Below are 19,869 nucleotides of genomic sequence, written 5' to 3'. Positions count from 1 at the left end.
TAGCAGAACTTTAAAGCTATATCGACGTATTTACGTAAAAAATGCTTGTTTTTAATACAAAGGATAATCTCTAAATAATATTTTAATCTTTTATGATAGATATAAAGATAATAAAAGAATTTTATAATGAAGTTGGATACGTATATTAAAAAAACCTCTATACCGGATTACGGGCATAGAGGCAAAAAGTAACAGATTAATTAAGGTTAGTGTCGAATTTCTTGTTCCAAGAGTGACCATAACTTTTGATGTGATTTTTTAAACATTAACATGTGCCCAATTGATTTATAGCCGAGTTCGATAGGGTTTAGCTCTAGCATTTTTGTAGGTGCATTCGGATACAGCTTTAATAAAGCTTCAACGTTACGCTCGGTTGCAATTTCATCATCACTTGCCCAAATAGAAGTAATAGGGCAGATAATTTCAGTATGAAAATCATGGAAAATAGTTTTTCCAATAGCATTTTTAACGTAGCCGGGATGACTACAAAATTCACGCCACTGTTGAGCGACTTTTTTAGGTAAGTTTTCTCCCATTCCAATAAATTGAGTTGCTCCATAACCTTTAAACGCACTAGAAATGGGAAAGATGACATTGAACATTACTGGTGCTAAAAACTTGGTTTTACCTTTGAGACCCTTTACATGGCCAGTGGAACCTGCAACAGCAATAACTTTTGCTACTTTATGAAAGTTAGGCACAATTCCTAGCAATTGCCCACCAGCACTATGACCAAGAAGAGTAACTTGTTGTGCTTGGGTTTTTCCTAATAAAGTATCAATTGCACAAGGGATATCAAGGGTTCCCCAATCATTAATACTCGCTGTACTTTGCTTTAGAGGTCCATGCAATGAATCTCCAATTCCACGGAAATCAAAGCTTAATACATCATAGCCTTGCTGGCTTAACCATGTAGCAAAAGAATGATAAAAGTTTTTGGTAATACCTGTTGCTGGACAAATCAAAACAGGATGTACCGATTTCTTTGATTGAGTTGGATAAAATTGTGCAGCAAGTTGATAACCATCTTCGCAGGTCATCCAAAATGATTCAAAAGTGTTATCCATAATATTACGTAATGATTAGCTTATTAATGACTTTAATTTACATGAGTTCCAAAATGATACTTGATTAAAATGTGACTATAAAGTCAAGATTTGTGCTATACAGCTCATTAAATTTTAATAAAACGAATAATTGGAAAAAAGATGGATTTACCGAAAGCTGTACAGTTAGCAATTGTGTTTAGTGGCATATTTTTATGGGTAGGAATGTTCACAGGGGTGTGGAAGTATTGGCAAATACGCTGTTCAGAGTTACATCGTGCCCACTATTATGTTGACATTGCTCATCGCAGTAGCTTGCTATATGCGGCTGCTAGTCTCATTCTTGCTGTATTAAGCTATTTTACTGTTTTAAATGAAAATGTTGCTTTGTGGTGTGTGTTAGCTAATATTTTCTTTTTTAGCTTTTCAATATTGGTTTATATCATACATGGATGTTTACAGGACACGACAAATCAATTCAAAACGCCACATCGGTTGGGCAGATTTAATTTACCTTCGTGGATAATGTCTTTAATGATGGTGGGATTAATTATGACTGAATTATTGGCTACAGCTATTTTAGTTATTGGAACAATTTTTTTATTTATAGGTGTATAAAATGGATGATTACTCATCCATTTTTTAAGAATTCAAATTTTGTTGACTAAGACGTCTTTTAGCTAATTTTCGCATCTTATGATCGACAAAGGCCCACACACAAAATATGAAAGAAACGACCATCGCATACATAAAGTATTCGGGTTTCAGATTTCCCTTAATCATACCTTGAAACAGTAAAGTCAGCATAAGAGCAAGCGGCGTTACTCCATAAACAACTGAATCTTTGCTGTTCAGAGTGTTAATGAAGACTTGTTTGTTGAAATGTAATGATAACATCTCCATCCCTCCTTGTGGTTGTGCTAAAACTGAATGTTTTAGTCAAGAATAAGTTTAATGTTGTACTTCTATTTTTAATTCAATTCAATAGTGAATAGAAAATTTTTTGAACAGTTTTATAAAAAACTCTATGTTTATAAAAGGTTAAGGTATTAAAAAAGTAAATATTAAATATTTTTGTATAAAATGCTTACTTTTTTAGAAAAGAGAAATATTTAAGTGAAAAGTACAATAATTTCTCTTTTCTAATAAGTTCAGATTAACTATTTTGTTTTTTTAAAAAGAGGTCAATGGCATGTTGAGCAATTTCTGCATCCTCAAAAGATTGAACACCAGAAACTCCAATTGCACCTAAAATTTGGCCGTCATAAAGAATTGGTTTACCACCTTCTAGCATGCCTTGAGCACTCGGCATACTTAAAAAACCTAAGCGACCATTTTGCAGAAGTTCTTCGTAGAATTTTGAAGGTCTACCTGATATTGAAGAGCATTTTGCTTTTTCTAAACATAAATGGGAACTTAAAGGTGAGGCGCCATCTAAACGTTTCATGAGTAGTAAAGAACTTGTTTCGTCAACAATAGCGATACTAACTTTAAAGTTGTGTTCAATTGCATATTTTTGAGCTTCTTCCATTAAAAACTCTGCATCTGCTTGTGTTAGATAATATTTACTTTTCATTATTGCTCTTCTTTCCTAGTAAGCTAAAAATTATTTTAGTGTAATTTTACAGTAAAAATTGATTATATCTATAATTGTTTTGTCATTCAAATTAGTGTGGAAACAAAATGCTGGTTGGGTAAACTCAGCATTTTATTCAATATATAAAATCATGTTTGGGTAAAACTCGATTTCAAAAGAGACACTAGATTAAATGTTTTTAAATTTAACTTTATCGATCATTACGGTAATGATGAGAACAACTAAAGATGGGATCAACCAAGCTAAGTTTTGTTCGTTTAAAGGTAAGTGTTGAAGAAAGTCGGGTAAATAATCGCCAAAACCTGCAACCTTAAGACCGTCAATAATCCCGAAGATAAAAGCAATACTTGTTACTGAACCAACGATAAAAGAAGGCTTGTGCCAGAATTTCCAAAAGAAGCTCAGCATAATTACCACAATTGCAGGTGGGTAGATTGCACTTAAGACAGGTACTGATACAGCAATAAGTTTGGTTAATCCAAGGTTAGAAATAACGAAAGAGAAACCAACTAAAATGAATACTAAAAGTTTGTAAGGTAATTTAGTTAACTGAGCAAAATACTCACCGCAAGCACAAGTTAAGCCAATCGCTGTCACCATACATGCTAGAAAAATGAGGCCAGTTAAGAATAGTGAACCCATATTGCCGAAAGCATGTTGAACATATGCATGTAAAATTACTGCACCATTTGCTGCATTTGGTGCAACTTCATGGCTACCTAAACCTAATTTAAACAAGCTTAAATAAACTAATGTAAGACCAGCACCTGAAATAAGACTGGCAATAATTGCATATTTAGTCACTAGCTTTTTATCGGTAACACCACGAGAGTAAATCGCTTGAATAATTACAATACCAAATACTAATGCGCCTAAAGTATCCATGGTGAGATAACCATTTACGAAACCTTCCGAGACTGGAGATGCAACGTAATGGTTGATTGGAGCAGGAACATAACCAGACGGAATCATGACTGCTGCAATGCCCAAAATTGCTAGTGCAATAATTTTTAGCGGAGCAAGTACATGTCCAACTGTATCCAATAACTTGTTTGGATAAAGTGAAACTAGCGTTACAAATGAAAAATAAATTGCGCTATAGATTAAAAGGCTACTACTTGATGTTCCAAAATAAGATGAAAAACCAATTTCATAAGAAACAGTAGCTGTACGTGGAGTTGCAAATAAAGGACCTACTGATAAATAACAAACTACAGTTAAAATCAGACTTGCAACTCGACCTAGAGGAGAGCTAATAATTTCAATGGAACCCTGCATACGAGAGAGTGCCATAATGGTAATTACAGGTAGACCAACTGCAGTAATCAAAAAGCCTATAGCAGCTAGCCATACATGATCACCGGCTTGTTGAGCGACAATGGGAGGAAAGATAATATTGCCAGCCCCAATAAAAAGAGCAAAGGTCATAAAACCTAGGGCAATAATATCTCCAGTACGAAGATGTTGCATAAATTAAAATTAATAAAAAAGAAGGAATTTTAGAGCAAAAGAGATCATGATCAAGCGGTATTTTATGTGAAAAAGATTTTTTTCAGAGCATAAAAACCTTTAGTAGATATTAAAAATATCAACTGGTTAAGGTATGTATTTGAAAAACCATTGAAAGAAATTAGGAAATCATTTTTTGTCTCTGACTTTTTAAAGAAATTATGCAAAAATAAAAGTATGAATTTCTATTATGAATGTTGAATATTTGGGCATTTAATGCTTCCAGCCTATCCTATATCCATTCTAGAATATTCTAAATTAACTTACATTTTTGTAGGCCTGGTAAAAAGCAGTGTCTACGAGGGTAAAACTGAATGAGAGCTTCTACTGTTACAATAAAAACTGAACAAGATCTGGAAAAGTTAAGAATTTCTGGACGCTTGGCTGCACAAGTTTTAGAAATGATAGGGGCATATATTAAACCGGGTGTATCTACTGAATATTTAGATAACCTGTGTAATGACTATATTGTAAATACTCTAAAAGTTATTCCTGCGAATGTGGGATATCATGGTTTTACTAAAACAATATGTACCTCAGTAAATGAAGTGGTTTGTCATGGAATTCCATCGCCGAATAAAATTTTAAAAGATGGCGATATTATCAATATTGATGTCGCAATTATTAAAGACGGCTACTTTGGTGACACGAGCCGCATGTATTTTGTGGGTAATGTAAATCCACAAGCAAAAAAACTTGTTGAAACAACTTATGAGGCGATGGTTGCTGGTATTCATACTGTTAAACCGGGAGCTACATTAGGTGATATCGGTTACGCTATTCAGTCAGTTGCTCATCGAGAAGGGTATAGCATTGTTCGAGAATATTGTGGCCATGGGATTGGTAAGGTTTATCATGAACAACCCAATGTTCTACATTATGGGCAACGTGGCCAAGGTTTAGTTTTAAAGAAGGGAATGGTCTTTACCATTGAACCGATGATTAATGCAGGCAGACCGCAAGTGAAAGAGTTGAATGATGGATGGACTGTTATTACCCAAGATCTTTCATTATCTGCTCAATGGGAGCATATGGTTGCTGTAACTGATACAGGCTTTGAGTTATTAACACCTTGGCCTGAAGGTGTAGGAAACTATCCTGCAATTTAAAAATAAAAAAGTTCGATAATTATCGAACTTTTTTATTTTCATTTGTTTTAATGCTCAGATAGGTGTTCTACCAAGTAATCGATAAATACTCGTACAGCAGGTAGTAACCCTCGGCGTGATGGATATACGGCATGTAATATACCGTGAGGAGCTTTCCATTCTGGTAATATTTGCACAAGTTGTCCAGATTTTAGAAAATCTTCTGCCGCACTCTCTGGAAGCAAAGCGATGCCACAGTTTTGACTCGCCAACTGCGCCAACATGTGTATGTTTGTACCCATTATGGTAGGGCTGACTTTGATTTTCTTTTGCTGATTGTCTGGCCCATGCAAAAGGAATTGCTGATCAAGGTGTTCTTCAGAAAGACTTAAAATACGATGTTCGCTTAGCTGCTCAGGAATTTTTATATCACCAAACTCATTTAAATAGGCCTGACTTGCAAATAGGCTCTGTTCTATAAGAGCAAATTGTCTAAGAACTAAACTCGGGTCATCATCTAGTTTTGAGCGAACTCGTAGCGCAATATCAATTCCTTCATTAATAACATCTACTCGACGATTGCTAACCATAAGTTGCAAACGAATTTCTGGATATTTTTTTAAGAAAGCAGGCAAAATTTTAGGAAGTTGATTTTGAGCCACATCAACTGGAACACTAACTTTAACAACACCTCTAGGTTGAATGCTTAGATGATCAACCAGATCATGTGCGGCTTGTGCAGCATTCATCATGACTTGAGCATGTCTATAAATATCCATCCCAATATCTGTAACAGCAAAATGACGTGAACTACGTTGAATGAGGCGAACCCCTAAGTTTTCTTCTAAACTATACACGCGACGACTTAGTTTTGATTTTGGTATATCCGTTACACGTTCAGCAGCACTAAAGCCACCATGCTCAATAACGAGAGCAAAACAATAAAAATCATCAAGATCAGTGAGCATTAAAATATCCTATTTCTGCAACACCAACGATTTTACATTATTATTTTTGCAACGATAATTCTTAAACTAAATTATTTGTAATTAACTAACCCTTTATATAAAAATAGAATTTTGAAATTATATTGTAATTACTTTGTGATTTTAATGTGTGTTGTTTTTATCAGTATTCTAGCCTTTTATAGAAGTTTGAATTAATTTCTTTTACACTACAATTTTTCTCTATTCTCAAATTTCATGTCTTATCAACTGATCGAACTTAACGATGCCTCGGCGAATATTGAATGTCCATTTTGTAAACAAGCGATAATTGACTGGGCGCAAGAACAATATATTCAGCCGTGTGAACATACTTTATTTATTGCTATGGATTTAGGGTTCGAATTTGTTGCTGATCGATTTGAAGAAGGTATGAACCAGAATGTAGATGAGTTGCACGAAGATCCGGATATGAATGTATTTGAAGCATTAACGACAACTGCTTATGAAAATCTAATTATTTTGAAATCTGATTTAGGTGTAGAAAATTTATTTCGCTATGTTGGGATAAGTGATCGTTAAATTTGAGAGTATAAAAAAGCCAATCTATTGATTGGCTTTTTTATTATTTACGCTTCTGGCGCTGCGCTGTATTGTTCAACTAATGGTTTTAATTCGCCATTTTGGAACATTTCAAGCATGATATCGCTACCACCAATAAGTTCGCCATTTACCCAAAGTTGCGGGAATGTAGGCCAGTTCGCAATTTTTGGTAATGTTGCACGAATATCAGGGTTTTCCAAAATATTTACATATGCAAATGGACGACCAATTTGACTGAGCGCCTCTACAGCACGTGCAGAGAAACCACATTGTGGAAACTGTGGAGTGCCTTTCATGTAAAGTAAAACGGGATGCTTCGCAATTTGATCGCGGATTAACGCTTCAGTATCACGTGCTTGTTCAGTCATAAAGAGATCCTCAACTAATCTAGCAGCATTATAGGGGGTGTTTACATCGCTTTGCAAACCACCTGATTACTTAAAGTTGCATTGAATATTCAATATTTTATTGTATAAACCGAAGTGATAGCAAAAAGCGGACGAAATTTTAGATAAATGAATGATGAGACTTTTCATCAGAGCCAGTTTTTGCTTATATAAACCCTTCTTAAAACCTCATACAGACAGAGTTCGTTATGAATGATATTACCCTAGCTCCAATACAACCTGATCAACCATCACATTTAATGGCTACTTATGGTCGCCAAGCGATCAGTTTTGTACGAGGCCGAGGGACATATCTATATACCGAAGATGGCACAGAGTATCTAGATGCTTTAACTGGTATTGCTGTATGTGGTTTAGGTCATGCGCATCCGGTCATTGCAGAAGCGATTGCAGAACAAGCTGCAACACTTGTCCATACGAGTAACTTATTTGAGATTCCTTGGCAAACTGCTGCTGCTCAGAAGCTTGCTGAAGTTTCAGGAATGGAAGAGATCTTCTTTTCAAACAGTGGTGCTGAGTCAAATGAAGGAGCGATTAAAATTGCTCGTAAATTTGGTACTCAACAAGGTATAAGTTCACCAAAGATTATTGTGGCAGAGCAATCATTTCATGGTCGTACTTTAGCAACACTTTCAGCTACTGGTAATAAGAAAGTACAAGATGGTTTTGCTCCTTTAACCAATGATTTTATTCGTGTGCCATTTGGTGATGTAGAAGCAATTCAAGAAGCTGCTTTGCAGCACCCAGATATTGTTGCGATTTTGATTGAGCCAATTCAAGGTGAGGGTGGTATTAATACAGCGCCTCAAGGCTTTAGCTATCTTGAAGAAGTCCGCACTATATGTAATCAACATAACTGGCTAATGATGTTAGATGAAATCCAAACAGGTAACGGCCGTACCGGTAAGTATTTTGCTTATCAACATACAAACATTGTGCCTGACGTTCTTACCACCGCGAAAGGGCTGGGTAATGGCTTTCCAGTAGGTGCTGTAATGACACAAGGTAAAGCTGTAGGCCTATTAGGACCTGGTAGTCACGGTTCTACTTACGGTGGCACAGTGTTAGGTTCTCGTGTGGTTTATACAGTAATTGATACAATCCAAAATGAGAATGCTGTAGAAAATGCGGCGGTCGTTGGTAGTTATATTGTTGATCAATTACGTGCGCAATTGGCAGATAAAAATGTGCAAGTACGTGGCTTTGGTATGATGATTGGTATTCAATTGCCTAAAGACTGTGCTGAGCTCGTTGTAATTGCTCGTGATCAACATAAGCTGATTATTAATGTGACAGCAGGTTCTGTCGTTCGTTTATTGCCCCCAATTAACATGACTCAAGAACAGGCTGATGACTTACTAGAGCGTTTAGTCGCTTTAATTAATGACTATCTTTAAGTTTTATATCAATAAAAAATGGGCATATAAATGCCCATTTTTTTATGTGAAATACTTAACCTGAAATGTACTGTTTTAATTGTTCAATAAGATTTTTCTGATCTTCCATTGCAGCTTTTACTAAGTCACCAATAGAGATAAATCCAACTAATTTTTCATTGTCTAGTACAGGCAAGTGACGTAAGTGGCGGTCTGTCATGAGCTGTAAGCACTCTTCAACCGTATTGTTTAGGCTTACTGTAATCACTTTAGATGTCATAATTTCAGCAACGGTAGTGCTATATGAAGAACGTTCCATAAGCGTTACTTTTCGCGTGTAGTCACGTTCAGATAAAATTCCGACAACTTTTTCGCCTTCGGCTACGACAAGCGCACCAATCCCTTTGTCTGCCATGATTTTAATTGCTTCAAGGACAGTGGCTTCTGGAGAAATTGTAAAAATATCTTGCTCTACTTTGTTCTTGATTACTTGTGCAACAATTGTCATTTCTTCTGTCCTGTGTTTTATCATTTTGTTTTAAATTAGCTTGATTTTATAAAAATGCAAAGACTGGATAGTCATTCAAATACAAGTTTTACACTCAAGCGTTCAAAAAGCATTCTAATAGAGATTAAGAACCTAAAGAAAAGTTTACGCTCCTTGCCAATTTGGATGTTTAAAAAAGAAATGTTGCATTTGCTGAGTAGATAACTTTAATTTTCTATGAGAGGAATTAAACAAAGCAGGAGTAACGTTGAGTCGAGTTAAAGTTGGTAACAAAGACTCATGGAAGTCTTTAGGGGTAATTCTTCTAGGTTTGTAATGTGGCCAATGCTCTTTTGCATAGCGATGTGCCTGCAAGCCGTTGAGCCAAAAAGGGAAAATAAAATCTTCCTGATCTGATTTAATTGCCCATCCTTGATGAAATAAACCCCAAAGAACCCCGCAATACATCATGGTTCTTAAAATATAAATCTTGATCATCAAGTCTCTTGAAACCGGTTGTAGATTACTTAAACTATTCATTGTGAAATTTAATGGTTCTTAACTTGTCTTGCTTATTATAAAAAAATCAGATGACATTTCAGTTTAAACAGGTATCAAATCGTAAACAAATATTCCGGCTATGAAATTCTGTTCATTTACTTATAGTGTCTAAAGTTTTTAAATCAATTGATAACTTTGGTTTTTTACAGGCATAAAAAAACGCCACCTAAGTGACGTCTCTTTATGCTTGCATTGTGGCTAACTTTTGCCAGTATTGTGCTTTAAGTGAGTCACGTTCAACACGGAAACCTTGATAATACAATTCTGCTAAGAACAGTGCGGCTTTACCGTGCCCAGCGCGAGCAACTTCTTCTAACTGTGCAACTGCATCCTGAAAATTCATTTGAGAGTGAATTGTGTTTACTGCAGTTGCGTACACATGTTCTAAATCATGATGAGAGATACGTTGAATCATATAAAACTCCTTATTGTAATTATGATTACTTTTTCTAAAGGCCACTGCCTTTAAATTAATTTAACTTAGTATTGTTAAACTAATATTACAAATTAATGGATTTGTCAACTATTGGTGCAAACCACTTTATTCACTATTAGGATACATGATTAAACATTATTCACAAATAATTTTGAGTAAAATCAATATGAGAATAAAAGACAAGGAGAATAAAATATGACAAATACTATCGATGGCTTTGTTTTTGATACTCCACCTAGAGAGGAACAAATCATAGAACTAGCCCATTATCATCGTAAACTATTAGATGAAGCGATCTTTCATCAAGAGATCCACTTAGGGGATTATTGTCTTGCTCAGCGCAAAAGGGTATTTGACTTCGCTCGGCATTTGGAGCCAGCACAAAAAAACTGGTTTTATCAAGTGTATGATGGCGAACTAAGAAAAATTGCTGATGAAGACGAGTTGCATCCAGCAGATGCAGAAGAAGGGCTAAGTATTTTTGCCATGTTTTTAGTTTTGGTGATTATTGCGGCAATTTTATACTTTTCTGTCATTCGTTCACTAATAAGCTAAGTATTATGATCCAGTAAGGTACGATTCTTAGCCTTACTGGATGTTTGATCTTGTGCTTATGAGTATTGAACCCTACACTACACTAATTCGAGGTAGGTCATGCTCATATTCAAACAAAATTTTCTTAAATTAAAGTCTGAGTTAAAAAGTGATCAATGTTTTAACCTATTTGTGGTTATTGTCATTGGCTGTATTTTTGTGCTGTCATATTTAGCATTACTTCGGCCTATTAGTCCGGAACAATATCAACGAATTATACAACTCTCTCATCAGGCTACTTATCCTAAAACTCAGGATATGGCTGAGCTGCTAATAGCTCAATCAGAAATTCATAGAGCAGAGTATTTAAAGTTAATGCATGCATATCAATTTGAAGGTGCTCATATTAGACAATATCCAGCACTTGCTCAGGAAGATACTCAGTAAATAGGTTAATCAGGCTAATTCTTGGTTTCCAAAGCTTTTTGAGCACTATTGTGGCAGGCAAAATTTTGAATTTATGCTAAACTTTATCTTTTTAAACGCGCTGCTTTTCAAGGAATCCGCATGGAGCAACAATCGAATATGCAAAATAAATTCTTGATAGATGCTGAGATCGGTGATGACGATGTCACATTACCTAATTTACCTGCTATCGATGTTCCCATCGTTGAATCTCCTGTTAAATCACAAGAAAATATTGAAGTAGCCAAAGACGAAGTAGCTTCTACAGAAACGGCGGCTGAACAACCAAAAACTGGTTTTTTTGGCCGGATGAAAGAAGGCTTAACCAAAACTCGTCGTAATTTCGCTGATGGTATGGTCAATATCTTGATTGGCGGAAAGGAAATTGACGATGAGTTACTTGAAGAAGTCGAAGAGCAATTATTGGTTGCAGACATTGGTGTTGAAGCAACTAAAACCATCATTACCAATTTAACAGAGCGTACAGCTCGTGGTGATTTGATCTATTCTCACTCTTTATATAAAGCGTTACAAGAAGAGTTGGTTGCTTTGTTGGCTCCACGTGTTAAACCATTGCATATTGACCCTAATAAATCACCGTATGTGATTTTGATGGTTGGGGTAAATGGAGTGGGTAAAACTACAACTATTGGTAAGTTGGCGAAACGTTTACAAGGTGAAGGTAAAAAAGTGATGTTGGCTGCTGGTGATACATTCCGCGCCGCAGCAACTGAGCAATTACAGATCTGGGGCGAACGTAACGATATCTCTGTAGTAGCGCAAGGTCATGGAGCTGATAGTGCTTCTGTTATTTTTGATGCCTTTGAAAGTGCTCGTGCTAAAGGAATTGACGTATTAATTGCGGATACGGCAGGTCGTTTACATAATAAGAGTAACTTGATGGAAGAACTCAAAAAAGTTAAGCGTGTTATGCAAAAAATTGATGCAACTGCACCTCATGAGATTATGTTGGTAGTAGATGCAGGAACAGGTCAAAATGCGATTAACCAAGTACAAGAGTTTGATCAAGCTGTAGGTTTAACGGGTATTACCATTACCAAGTTGGATGGAACAGCTAAAGGTGGTGTACTCTTTAATATTGCAAGCCGTACCCATGTGCCAATTCGTTTTATTGGTGTAGGTGAAAAAATTGATGATTTAAGACCATTCTCTGCTAAATCTTTTGTTGCTGCACTGTTTGAAACTGATAAGTAAATTGATTGGTAATCCTAAAAAGCTTCACTAAATCGTGAAGCTTTTTTTTATATGTATATCTTTTATTATTGTTGCGAAAATAAAACGAACTGTCATATTTTTAGTGCTGATTATGAAAAATGACTTTAATACACTGTACTCATTCCCAAACAACGACCCTTGGTCAAATCAATAGGTAGGAAATAACAAAATGTCTACTTTCTTAGATAAAATTAAAAACCGTCGTACAATTTATGCAATTGGTAAAAACGTTGCATTAGATCGCACTAAAATTGAAGAAACTATCCGTGAAGCAGTTAAACATAGTCCTTCAGCTTTTAACTCACAATCTTCACGTGTAGTGACACTATACGGTGAATCTCATGCTAAATTCTGGAATTTAGTTCGTGAAGCATTGCGTAAAATTGTTCCTGCAGAAGCTTTTGCTGGTACAAATGCAAAAATTGATAGCTTTGTAGCTGGCGTTGGCACGGTTTTATTTTATGAAGACCAAGCTGTTGTTAAAAGCTTACAAGAGCAATTTGAATTATATGCAGATAATTTCCCAGTATGGTCTGAACACTCAAGTGCAATTGCTCAATTTGCAACTTGGACTGCGCTTTCAGAGCTTGGTTTAGGTGCCTCTTTACAGCACTATAACCCAATTGTTGATGCAGACGCAGCTGAAGCATTTGATGTTCCTGCAACTTGGAAATTACGTGCTCAATTAGTATTTGGTTCGGTTGAAGCGCCAGCAGGTGAAAAAGCATTTATTAATGATGCTGATCGTTTCAAAACTTTCAATTAATTTAATTGAAATTAAAAAAAAGCACCTATTTTAGGTGCTTTTTTTATGTTTTTAGAATGAATAGGAGGAATACATAAAACGAAAATTTATGAAATTCCAATGTATATTTCAAAATAATAAATTAAGAAATTAGTCGATAACTGCATTGTCATAAAATAGTCACAATCATATTGCATATTGCTCATGATTTAATAGCTTATCAAACACAGAGAAAGAGACAGATGACTTTAAGATTAGGTGTTGCTGCAATTGGTTTATTACTCAGCGGTTCGGTATTTTCTGCAGTTACAATTACAGCGCCAGAGGAAATTGTAATCCTTGCGGTGAATGGTCAGGAAGTCAACTCTGGGTTATTTCGTTCATCTAAAAATAATTATAAAGTCGATGCTGGTGAAACAAGCTTAAGTGTGCGCTACCAAGAATACTTTGAGCATTTAAGCGGAGAGCATGACATTGTTAAATCTGGTGTAGTCACAATTCAAACTCCAGTACTCAAAGATGGGCAAACTTATAAGCTTTCGATGGTAGATGCACCAAAGCAATTTGAACAAGCAAAGAAATATGCTGAGCAACCAACTGTGGCTTTATACAGCGCAAATAATGAATTAATTGTACAACAAACTGGTGCAAACAATGAGGCAAAACCATGGTTTGCAACGGGCTTGTTGGGTAAAGTCACTGATTTTACGACTAAATCATCTAAATCGCAGCCTGAGGCGGTTTATGCATCAGCTAAACCTACTTCTGCTCAGGTGGCTGTACCAGCTCCAACATCTATGACAGTAACAGGTGTAGCTCAAACGAATGATCAACGTTTAGTTGAAACTTGGCAGAAAGCTTCTAAAGCTGAGCGTCAAAAATTTATGGCATGGTTAGCTGAACAATCAAATTAATTTAATATTAGTACCTATTAATTTAATCGAAATGAAAAAAGACCTCAGATGAGGTCTTTTTGATTTAGGTTAGGAACCAGATGTAATAGCCTAAAAGCATGAGAGGCCAAGCCACCCATGGGCTAAATAACCATTTCCATAACCAGAAGTTAGGTACGAAACCCACTCCGTAAATAAAGCCACCAGAAATACCAATCATCACCAGCATAAGCTGGCTATGATTGTAGTGCCCGTTAGCATCTAGCATGAGTGAAGGATAAACCAACAAAATTGCAGCAAGAGGCAATGCCAACAGAAAAGAAAGGGCCATTGCAAATGCTTGAGCTTTTCGATGATTTGATGCTGTCATTGCTTTTGCCATCATTTATTCCTCATCTAAATTTTGATGATGTTCGATATAAAGTGCACTGAGTACACCCGCAAAACATGCCATCAAAATGCCTAGGATCCATGCGAAATACCACATAGTTTTCTCCTTAATACAAGCTATGCGAGTTTGACTCGATATGTTTGTTAGTGATGACTCCCCACATTTTGTAATAAGACCAACTGGTATAGATCAAAATAAGAGGAACAAAAATGCAGGCAGCAACTGTCATAACGCCTAAAGTAAGGTGACTTGATACAGCATCCCACATCGTCAAGCTAGAGTTAGGATTGATACTAGATGGAAGTAGGAATGGGAATAGGGCAAAACCAGCAGTTAAAATTGCTCCTACAATCATTAAACTTGTACCAGTAAAACTTAAGCCCGCTTTTGCTTTTAAAGATGCAAAAATTGCAATGATGGCGCCTAATATGGCAAGAACTGGGGCAACTTTAGTCACTGGATAGGTACTGTAATTGTTCATCCAACCCGGATTGCTATTAGTAACCACTTCTTTAGCTAAAGGGTTAAGCGCAGTATTGGGGTCTATAGCAACAGCATAGCTATAACCTCGAACTTGCCCGAAATACAGCCATGCTCCAATTACAAGGAAACAAATTAAAAAGATAATTGCCATAATTTGAGTGGCTTTGGCAGAGCGCTGTTTTAAAGCTTCATCAGTACGTAGCATGAGCCATGCACCGCCATGTGCACAAAGCATAGACAGACTTACCACACCGCAAACTAGAGCAAAGGGGTTAAGAAGGGCAAAAAAGCTACCAGTATATTCAGAGCGTAATGTGCTGTCTAAAGTAAAAGGTATACCTAAGAACAAATTACCGAAGGCCACACCAAACACAAGCGCTGGAACGGCGCCCCCAATGCATAAACCCCAGTCCCAAGAGTTACGCCATTTGGTATTTTCAAGTTTAGAACGATAATCGAAACCGACTGGTCGTAGGAAGAGTGCAAATAGAACTAACAAGAGTGCCCAGTACATGCCAGAGAAGGCAACGGAATAGACCATTGGCCATGCAGCAAATAGTGCACCCCCTGCCGTAATAAACCAGACCTGATTGCCATCCCAGTGAGGGGCAATGGTATTGATTGCAGCACGGCGTTCGCTATCGGTTTTTCCAACGAAAGGCATGAGAGCCATAGACCCCATGTCAAAGCCATCAGTAAGAGCAAAGCCAATGAGTAGTACACCAACTAACACCCACCAAATGATTTTCAATAATTCATATTCAATCATGATAAGGCCTCCCCATTAACAGCTGCTTTTGGTTCTTGCTTTTCAAAATGATATTTGCCAGTGTGTAGAGAGCTTGGTCCTAAGCGCGCAAATTTAATCATTAAATACATTTCAATAATCAAAAGAGCAGTGTAGAACGCTGCTAGCGCAATAATCGAACCCCATACGTCACCAGTACTTAAACTAGAAGTAGAGAGATGGGTTGGTAAGATTTCACCAATTGACCATGGTTGACGACCGCCTTCAGCTACATACCAACCAGTTTGTGCAGCAATCCAAGGAAGCGGAAGAGCAAACAATGCATATTTCAGGAGCCAAGGTTTATTTTCAGCATTTCTTTTTGCTACAGCCCAAGTCGCTAAAATGAAGAGTAATAGCATTAAGAAACCAGAGGCCACCATTGCGCGGAAAGAGAAAAATAGCGCTGTAACATTTGGCACAGTATCTTTTACAGCAGCTTTAATATTTTGCTCGCTTGCATCAACTACATTGGGTGCATATTTCTTAAGAAGTAGGCCATAACCTAAATCTTTTTGATTTTTTTCAAAAGAGGCTAATAACTCTGGTGAACGATCACCTGCACGCAATTTTTCAAGTTCAGCATAGGCAAGCATACCGTTGCGAATACGAACTTCGTGTTGTTGCATGAGATCTTTAAGACCAGTAACTTCTTTGGTTGTTGAGCGAGTTGCAATTAAACCTAATGCATAGGGAATTTTAACTGCATAATCTGTCCGCATCTCTTCATGGTTTGGTACACCAAACAAAGTAAACGGAGCGGGAGCAGGATGAGTATCCCATTCGGCTTCGATTGCAGCGAGTTTAGTTTTTTGCACATCACCTAGCTCATAGCCAGATTCATCACCTAACAAAATCACTGAAAGTGTAGATGCAAGACCGAAAATGGCAGCAATTGCAAATGAACGACGGGCGAAAGGAAGGTCACGTTTTTTAAGTAAGTAATAGCTTGAAATGGCAAGTACAAAAATTGCACCAGTTACATAACCTGCAGAAACGGTATGTACGAATTTCACCTGAGCTACAGGGTTAAAGATAAGCGCGCCGAAATCAACTAATTCCATACGCATTGTTTCAAAGTTAAATGCAGCACCTACTGGATTTTGCATCCATCCATTAGCCACTAAAATCCAAAGCGCTGACATATTGGACCCGAGAGCGACTAACCATGTTACGCCTAGATGCTGAACCTTACTTAAACGGTCCCATCCGAAGAAGAATAAACCAATAAATGTAGACTCAAGAAAGAATGCCATAAGGCCTTCAATTGCTAATGGAGCACCAAAAATATCACCTACATAGTGTGAGTAATAAGCCCAGTTTGTTCCAAATTGGAACTCCATTGTTAAGCCAGTTGTTACCCCTAAAGCAAAGTTAATACCAAATAATTTTCCCCAAAATTTAGTCATATCCTTGTAAATTTCTTTACCGGAAATGACATAAGTGGTTTCCATGATGGCAAGGATAAATGCCAAACCTAGAGTTAAAGGGACGAAAAGAAAGTGATACATTGCGGTCATCGCAAATTGAAACCGCGAAAGATCAACCACGCTTTCAGAAATCATCAACGTGTCTCCTTAATGTGGGAAATGTTATCGCCAGCAATATGCTCGGCGACCTGATTGTCAAAATTTTTGGGGATGGTGGGAGCATCAAACCAAATATGTTTGATCGTTAAGAGAAGCACTATTTTTATTATTAGAATAATAGTGATTTCTTTAACTAAACGACCATTAAGATTTTTAAAATTAAGGCTCATAAATTAAACCTCATTTGATATTAATTTTATTATTAATCAAAATATAATAAAAATAAACATTAAATATATTTTAAATGAATATTTAAATAATTAACTTTTATAAAACAAATACTTAATATTTTAAAATAAATACCATACTAAAATGGTTTGAATTGATTATTAAATCCTACTAAAACACTTGTAAATAAAAATATTAAGTTGATTAAAATAGTTTGTTTTAATTTAATACCGACTAAAATGATTGTATATTATATTTATAAATTATATTCCAAACTAAAATAGTTGGAATAATAAATAATTTATTAAAAAGAAAATAATAAAATATAGACGTAATAAAGCCTGCAAAAAGCAGCAAGTAAATAGAATATTAGTGAAAATTTAATCGGGGGCGAAAAGATCGTTTGATACAGAAATTTTCTTGGCTACATAATGGCTTTTATGCACTCTGACAAGGATAACCTGAGAGTATAATTCGAGTTCGCCGTATTCTGGTTCGACTTGAACGTAGTGGAGCTGGCCAAATTCATCACGCACTCGCGCTTGGGCAGAAAACCCAGGTCTAGCATTACCACTGGAAACCGTCGCTAATCGTCCTAAAAGATTATAGTTTGTATGAGTAAGCTTTGGTTTAATTACTTGGTCAAGGCAGTGAATCATGAACACAGTAAAAAAGATTGCGATGACAAGAGCTGGGACGATTAAATAAAATGGTGAAATAAAATAATGCTGGATTGCAAAGAAAGAGAGCTGTAAAAAATAGCCTGCAAAACTAAAATTGATAAGTAAAAAAACGAAAATTAAAGCTTTAGAAAATTTAACGTTAAGTAGTGGTGAATTAGAAAGCCAAACAGGCGCAATTTTTTTGAGTAATTGACTTGGACGAAGTCCAATATACATACCAATGGTTTCTACCACGCTGAGTAATATTAAAGCCACTACACTTAAGTGAAATGGCATAAGATAATAATTGAAAAAGAAATCAGCCATGGCAGAAACTCTAATGTTGATCGCTTCAGTCTACGATGTAGATACCGCCATCTGAATGTACTTTAATCTCAACTTTATTTAGAAAATCACCTAAACATGGTCCTGAGATACATTCGCCTGTTTCCACAGTGAATAAAGCACCATGGGTAGAACACTGAATATATTCTTGGTCTTGATCAAGAAATTGATTTTCTAAATATTCAAGCTCTGTTTGCAAGTGAGGGCATAAGTTTTGATAAGCATAGAATGCGCCATCACGTTGCGTAATGAAAATAGTCGTTCCTTGTAAAGTGTCAAAAGCTCTAGCTTCACGCTCAGGAACTTCTTCCGTCATACAGATCCTTTCCATTTCAAGCACATTCCTTCTGAAAATTTTCAAGAAGTTTAGCATAATCATTAATCGCTAAACGTGGGCCAAATTGAGAAACAACTTCACTAGAAATTAAGACAGCCAACTGTGCAGCAGCATTCAAATCTTGATGATGGTTTAGGGCATAAAGGAATGCGCCTGCAAATGCATCGCCAGCACCATTTGTATCAACGGCTTCTACGTGGCGACCTGCAACATGGAAATGTTGAGTAGAGTTAGAAACTAAAGCACCTTTAGCACTTTGTGTAATGACTACTGTATGATTTTTAAAACGTAATTGAGCAAGAGCGTCTTCTACAGTTGTTGTATTTGTATACATTAAGGCTTCTTGTTCATTACAAAATAGTAAATCTACGCCATCATCCATGAGCTCTTCTAAGCCTTCACGAGCGTATTGCACCATGGCAGGATCTGAAAGAGATAAAGCAATCTTAACGCCATTTGCTTTTGCAATTTCTCTGGCTTGTTTTACAGCTTTGCGCGCTGTTTCACTTGTAGAAAGATAACCTTCAATATAAAGCCATTTTGCTGTTTTTAACGGTTCAAAGTCGATTTGATCTTGAGAAAGTTCAGCAGTGATGCCTAAATAAGTATGCATTGTACGTTCAGAGTCAGGACTAATGAGTACCATGCAGGTACCTGTCACGCCTTCACTGATTGATTTTGGAGTGGTTTGGATGCCAGCTTCATTTAAACCTTGCAGATAAATTGAACCCAAATCATCGTTACCAACGCGGCAACCATAAAAAGCACTTCCACCTAATGCACTAAAGGCTACAGTAGTATTCGCAGCAGAACCACCACTTGCTTGACCTTTGTAATCTTGATGCTGTTTTAACTCTGCATAAAGAGCAGACTGAGTATCGCCATCGGACAACTGCATTGTGCCTTTTTGCAAGCCTTGCTGACTAAGAAAATCATCAGACACTTTAAATTCTTGGTCGATTAATGCATTACCAATTGCAAAAAGATCTACAGTTGCCATATGTGTTGTCACAAAATAAAAAATCAGGTTGCTAAGTTTACACCATTGCTTGGATTTGCTGTAGTTTGTTGAATAAAATTCAGTTAAATCAAAAATTAGTGGAAAAATATTATTGTGTGAATATCTTTAGATACGAAGATAGATCATTGAGATAAAATTGATAAGCTTTTTTATTCAATA

General features: G+C 36.3%; 26 protein-coding genes. 9 read left to right on the top strand and 17 right to left on the bottom strand.

The genetic code is table 11. From position 1 onward, the window contains the following. Positions 1-206 precede the first annotated feature (206 nt). A complete protein-coding gene (locus tag KTI79_RS01340; protein WP_032053930.1) occupies positions 207-1,067 on the bottom strand; it encodes an alpha/beta fold hydrolase in 861 nt (286 codons plus the stop codon). A gap of 141 nt (positions 1,068-1,208) precedes the next feature. Between KTI79_RS01340 and KTI79_RS01335 the strand changes: the two genes are divergently transcribed. Continuing rightward, positions 1,209-1,664: a hypothetical protein gene (locus tag KTI79_RS01335; RefSeq protein ID WP_032053928.1), complete on the top strand. Its 456-nt coding sequence runs from the start codon at positions 1,209-1,211 to the stop codon at positions 1,662-1,664. Positions 1,665-1,688: 24 nt separating this feature from the next. Here KTI79_RS01335 and KTI79_RS01330 read toward each other — a convergent pair whose 3' ends face one another. The 3 genes from KTI79_RS01330 to brnQ form a co-directional block, all read right to left on the bottom strand. Beyond that, entirely contained in the window at positions 1,689-1,943 is a 255-nt protein-coding gene (locus KTI79_RS01330; RefSeq protein WP_004791919.1) for a hypothetical protein, read from the bottom strand. 259 nt (positions 1,944-2,202) lie between these two features. Continuing rightward, a complete protein-coding gene (locus KTI79_RS01325; RefSeq protein ID WP_032053927.1) occupies positions 2,203-2,622 on the bottom strand; it encodes a GlcG/HbpS family heme-binding protein in 420 nt (139 codons plus the stop codon). A gap of 189 nt (positions 2,623-2,811) precedes the next feature. Further along, complete coding sequence (brnQ, locus tag KTI79_RS01320; protein ID WP_032053926.1) at positions 2,812-4,113, bottom strand: branched-chain amino acid transport system II carrier protein; 1,302 nt, start codon at positions 4,111-4,113, stop codon at positions 2,812-2,814. 353 nt (positions 4,114-4,466) lie between these two features. On the opposite strand from brnQ, the gene map reads away from it, so the two are divergent. Continuing rightward, positions 4,467-5,261, top strand: coding sequence for a type I methionyl aminopeptidase (gene map, locus KTI79_RS01315; RefSeq protein ID WP_032053925.1), 795 nt, complete (start codon positions 4,467-4,469; stop codon positions 5,259-5,261). A gap of 47 nt (positions 5,262-5,308) precedes the next feature. On the opposite strand, the gene KTI79_RS01310 is transcribed toward map, so the two are convergent. Beyond that, positions 5,309-6,208, bottom strand: a complete 900-nt coding sequence (locus KTI79_RS01310; protein ID WP_032053924.1) for a LysR family transcriptional regulator — start codon at positions 6,206-6,208, stop codon at positions 5,309-5,311. Between the two features lie 234 nt (positions 6,209-6,442). Between KTI79_RS01310 and KTI79_RS01305 the strand changes: the two genes are divergently transcribed. Continuing rightward, positions 6,443-6,766, top strand: coding sequence for a hypothetical protein (locus tag KTI79_RS01305; RefSeq protein WP_032053921.1), 324 nt, complete (start codon positions 6,443-6,445; stop codon positions 6,764-6,766). Positions 6,767-6,813: 47 nt separating this feature from the next. Here the strand turns inward: KTI79_RS01305 and grxD are convergent, their stop codons facing one another. After that, the gene (gene grxD, locus KTI79_RS01300; protein WP_002120913.1) at positions 6,814-7,155 is read right to left on the bottom strand and encodes a Grx4 family monothiol glutaredoxin; all 342 of its coding nucleotides are present in this window, start codon (positions 7,153-7,155) and stop codon (positions 6,814-6,816) included. A 227-nt stretch (positions 7,156-7,382) separates the two neighbouring features. On the opposite strand from grxD, the gene KTI79_RS01295 reads away from it, so the two are divergent. Further along, positions 7,383-8,591: an aspartate aminotransferase family protein gene (locus tag KTI79_RS01295; protein WP_032053920.1), complete on the top strand. Its 1,209-nt coding sequence runs from the start codon at positions 7,383-7,385 to the stop codon at positions 8,589-8,591. 55 nt (positions 8,592-8,646) lie between these two features. On the opposite strand, the gene KTI79_RS01290 is transcribed toward KTI79_RS01295, so the two are convergent. The 3 genes from KTI79_RS01290 to KTI79_RS01280 form a co-directional block, all read right to left on the bottom strand. Then, the gene (locus KTI79_RS01290) at positions 8,647-9,078 is read right to left on the bottom strand and encodes a CBS domain-containing protein (protein ID WP_032053919.1); all 432 of its coding nucleotides are present in this window, start codon (positions 9,076-9,078) and stop codon (positions 8,647-8,649) included. Positions 9,079-9,222: 144 nt separating this feature from the next. Further along, positions 9,223-9,597 (bottom strand): DUF2750 domain-containing protein, encoded by a 375-nt coding sequence (locus KTI79_RS01285; RefSeq protein WP_032053918.1) that lies wholly within the window; start codon positions 9,595-9,597, stop codon positions 9,223-9,225. 202 nt (positions 9,598-9,799) lie between these two features. After that, the gene (locus tag KTI79_RS01280) at positions 9,800-10,033 is read right to left on the bottom strand and encodes a hypothetical protein (RefSeq protein ID WP_002121063.1); all 234 of its coding nucleotides are present in this window, start codon (positions 10,031-10,033) and stop codon (positions 9,800-9,802) included. 216 nt (positions 10,034-10,249) lie between these two features. On the opposite strand from KTI79_RS01280, the gene KTI79_RS01275 reads away from it, so the two are divergent. The 5 genes from KTI79_RS01275 (at position 10,250) to KTI79_RS01255 (ending at position 13,948) form a co-directional block, all read left to right on the top strand. Continuing rightward, on the top strand, positions 10,250-10,609 hold the full coding sequence (locus tag KTI79_RS01275; protein ID WP_002120892.1) for a hypothetical protein: 360 nt from the start codon (positions 10,250-10,252) through the stop codon (positions 10,607-10,609). Positions 10,610-10,708: 99 nt separating this feature from the next. Continuing rightward, the gene (locus tag KTI79_RS01270; protein WP_032053917.1) at positions 10,709-11,035 is read left to right on the top strand and encodes a hypothetical protein; all 327 of its coding nucleotides are present in this window, start codon (positions 10,709-10,711) and stop codon (positions 11,033-11,035) included. Positions 11,036-11,155: 120 nt separating this feature from the next. Continuing rightward, positions 11,156-12,268: a signal recognition particle-docking protein FtsY gene (gene ftsY / locus KTI79_RS01265; RefSeq protein WP_032053916.1), complete on the top strand. Its 1,113-nt coding sequence runs from the start codon at positions 11,156-11,158 to the stop codon at positions 12,266-12,268. A 190-nt stretch (positions 12,269-12,458) separates the two neighbouring features. Continuing rightward, a complete protein-coding gene (locus tag KTI79_RS01260; RefSeq protein ID WP_002121011.1) occupies positions 12,459-13,055 on the top strand; it encodes a nitroreductase family protein in 597 nt (198 codons plus the stop codon). Positions 13,056-13,276: 221 nt separating this feature from the next. Then, positions 13,277-13,948, top strand: coding sequence for a DUF2057 domain-containing protein (locus KTI79_RS01255; RefSeq protein ID WP_032053915.1), 672 nt, complete (start codon positions 13,277-13,279; stop codon positions 13,946-13,948). Between the two features lie 64 nt (positions 13,949-14,012). On the opposite strand, the gene KTI79_RS01250 is transcribed toward KTI79_RS01255, so the two are convergent. The 8 genes from KTI79_RS01250 to KTI79_RS01215 form a co-directional block, all read right to left on the bottom strand. Then, on the bottom strand, positions 14,013-14,312 hold the full coding sequence (locus tag KTI79_RS01250; RefSeq protein WP_004791954.1) for a cyd operon YbgE family protein: 300 nt from the start codon (positions 14,310-14,312) through the stop codon (positions 14,013-14,015). Continuing rightward, positions 14,313-14,414 carry a cytochrome bd-I oxidase subunit CydX gene (gene cydX, locus KTI79_RS01245; RefSeq protein ID WP_000270276.1) on the bottom strand — a complete coding sequence of 34 codons (102 nt, stop codon included), beginning with the start codon at positions 14,412-14,414 and terminating at the stop codon, positions 14,313-14,315. Positions 14,415-14,424: 10 nt separating this feature from the next. After that, positions 14,425-15,570 carry a cytochrome d ubiquinol oxidase subunit II gene (gene cydB / locus KTI79_RS01240; protein ID WP_032053914.1) on the bottom strand — a complete coding sequence of 382 codons (1,146 nt, stop codon included), beginning with the start codon at positions 15,568-15,570 and terminating at the stop codon, positions 14,425-14,427. Then, a complete protein-coding gene (locus KTI79_RS01235) occupies positions 15,567-17,153 on the bottom strand; it encodes a cytochrome ubiquinol oxidase subunit I (RefSeq protein WP_005068987.1) in 1,587 nt (528 codons plus the stop codon). The genes cydB and KTI79_RS01235 overlap by 4 nt, the downstream gene beginning before the upstream one ends. Continuing rightward, the gene (gene cydP, locus KTI79_RS01230) at positions 17,153-17,347 is read right to left on the bottom strand and encodes a cytochrome oxidase putative small subunit CydP (protein WP_005073962.1); all 195 of its coding nucleotides are present in this window, start codon (positions 17,345-17,347) and stop codon (positions 17,153-17,155) included. The genes KTI79_RS01235 and cydP overlap by 1 nt, the downstream gene beginning before the upstream one ends. A gap of 378 nt (positions 17,348-17,725) precedes the next feature. Further along, a complete protein-coding gene (locus tag KTI79_RS01225) occupies positions 17,726-18,334 on the bottom strand; it encodes an OB-fold-containig protein (protein WP_002121106.1) in 609 nt (202 codons plus the stop codon). Positions 18,335-18,359: 25 nt separating this feature from the next. Then, positions 18,360-18,668: a Rieske (2Fe-2S) protein gene (locus KTI79_RS01220; RefSeq protein WP_002121079.1), complete on the bottom strand. Its 309-nt coding sequence runs from the start codon at positions 18,666-18,668 to the stop codon at positions 18,360-18,362. A gap of 16 nt (positions 18,669-18,684) precedes the next feature. Further along, positions 18,685-19,689 carry an adenosine kinase gene (locus KTI79_RS01215; RefSeq protein WP_017480985.1) on the bottom strand — a complete coding sequence of 335 codons (1,005 nt, stop codon included), beginning with the start codon at positions 19,687-19,689 and terminating at the stop codon, positions 18,685-18,687. Between the last annotated feature and the right edge of the window lie 180 nt (positions 19,690-19,869).

Source organism: Acinetobacter sp. WU_MDCI_Abxd143 (genome assembly GCF_025514195.1).
In the GTDB taxonomy this organism is placed as follows: domain Bacteria; phylum Pseudomonadota; class Gammaproteobacteria; order Pseudomonadales; family Moraxellaceae; genus Acinetobacter; species Acinetobacter pittii_H.
The sequence above is the reverse complement of the archived record's forward strand: the minus strand, read 5'-3'. Positions and strand labels throughout refer to the sequence as shown.